The organism is Nitrospira sp. BLG_1 (genome assembly GCF_047338595.1).
Classification (GTDB): Bacteria; Nitrospirota; Nitrospiria; order Nitrospirales; family Nitrospiraceae; genus Nitrospira_D.
In genome coordinates this window covers 1-2,175 of record NZ_JBLFBO010000109.1, presented here as the reverse complement: position 1 = coordinate 2,175, position 2,175 = coordinate 1, and the positions used below count along the sequence as shown (strand labels likewise).

Annotated in this window: 1 protein-coding gene; it reads left to right on the top strand. The window is 56.3% G+C overall.

The genetic code is table 11. The features are described 5' to 3' along the window. The coding region (locus tag ACMTNU_RS20470; RefSeq protein WP_413937141.1) for an RHS repeat-associated core domain-containing protein at window positions 1-2,123 on the top strand (2,123 nt) is incomplete at its 5' end. Window positions 2,124-2,175: the final 52 nt, after the last annotated feature.

Sequence of the window (2,175 nt, the reverse complement as noted above, 5' to 3'; positions counted from 1 at the left end):
TCACCAGCACCGAGCAGAGCATCGCGGCCACGACCAGCTTTGTCTACGAGCCGGTGTTCAATCAGGTGACGCGCATCACGGACCCGAAAGGCAACCAGACGAACATCGCCTATGACGCGAAGGGGAATCCGATCACCATCACCGACGCGGACAACAAGATCACGCGCTTCTTCTACAATGCGCAGGGGCTGTTGACTGAAACCAGGGATGCGCTCTATCCCGCGAACCCCGCCACGACGTTCACCTATGACGCGTTGGGGCGGCTGCTCACGACCACGGATCCGCTGACCCGCACCACGACGTTGACCTATGACAGCGCGGGGAACGTGGCGACGAGCAAGGATCATCTCAACCGGATCACCGCGTTTGAGTATGATGCGAAGAATCGACTCAAGAAGGTGATCGATCCACTGCTCGGGGAGACGGTCTACACCTACGACGGCAATGGCAATCTGCTCACCGTCAAGGATGCGAAGAATCAAGTGACCACCTTTGCCTATGACAGCCGGAATCGGTTGCTCAGCACGACGGATCCGCTGGGCAAAGTGGAAACGTACGAGTATGATGGCAACGACAATCTCACGAAACGCCATACGCCCAAGGGCGACGACATCCTGTTCGCCTACAACGCCGTGAATGAACTCTTGAGCAAGACGCTGCCGGGTAACCTGGTGACCAGTTATACGTATAGCTCGGTGGGGAACCTCCTGACGGTGACCGACCCGGATAGCGCGTTGACCATGACCTATGACCAGGCCAATCGGTTGTTGACCGCGAGCACGGCAGGATCAAGCCATCAGCCCAGCGTCACGCTCACGTATACCTATGACCAGAACGGGAACCGGCTGACGCTGAACGGCGGGACGGCGAACAACACGTATGTCTATGACGTGCTGAATCGCCTGACGAGTCTCACGAGCCCAGCCGGGGCCAGCACCTTGACCTACGACGCCATCTCCCGGCGCACGGCGATGACGCTGTCCAACGGGACACAAACCACCTACACCTATGATCCGGCGTCGCAGGTGACGGCGATTAGCCACCAGCTGACAGCTGTCAGCCAACAGATTAATAAAGCGGAGTACCTCTACAACGGCGTCGGGAATCGGACGAGTCTGACGGATCGGAGAGGGGCACAGGCGTTCGGCTATGATAATCTGGATCGATTAACCTCAGCCTCACATCCGCTCCTCGGCACGCCGCAATCATTCACGTACGATCCAGTCGGCAACCGAACCACGACCGGGAACGTGACGAACGCCGGCAATCAGCTGACCGCCGATGCGACGCACAGTTACCAGTATGATGACAACGGCAATCTCATCAGGAAGACGCTCCTCGCCACCGGCAACTACACGCAATACAGTTACGATGCAGAAAACAGATTGGTAAAGGTGGAGGACTTTGTGGCGGGGAATCCGACCGCGGCGTTCACGAGTACCTATCGGTACGATGGGCTGGGTCGCCGCATTGAGAAAGTGGCCAATGGGCAAACAAAACGGTATGTCTACGACGGCGAAGATATTCTTCTGGAATATGATGGGACGAATCAGCTTGTTGCCCGTTATACCCACGGCCCGGGGATCGATGAACCGATCGCGGTGACGAAGGGCGGGAGCACCTTCTTCTATCACCAGGATGGCCTTGGCAGCGTGACGGATCTCACCGATTCAAGCGGTGCCACCGCGAAGAGCTATAGTTATGATGCCTACGGCAACATCTTGGAGGCTCCTGGTACCGTCGACCAGCCATACACCTACACGGGTCGAGAGTTCGATGCGGAAAGTGGGCTCTATTACTACCGAGCCAGAAATTACGACCCAACGACTGGGAGGTTCCTGCAGCAAGATCCGATTGGGGGCTTAAACAATCCTAATCTCTACTCCTATGTAAGGAATGCGCCAACAAATCTCATCGACCCACTCGGTCTCATCGAATCAACTGTTGATGCTGCGATCAGGAATGCGATCTCAAGAGGTAACGCAAGAGAGTTACAGGAATTGATCGAAGCGGTTGGAGAGACCGCATCACCCGGGGCTAGAGAGGCTGCGAAGAAAGCTCTGGAGAGGCTTACTACTGAAGCCGAGAAGGTAATCGCCAAAGAATGCAAAGGGTCTATATGAGCTAGGCTCGAAAAAGTGGACGCCTTCAACCTATGATCTGAGGGTGGGAGGT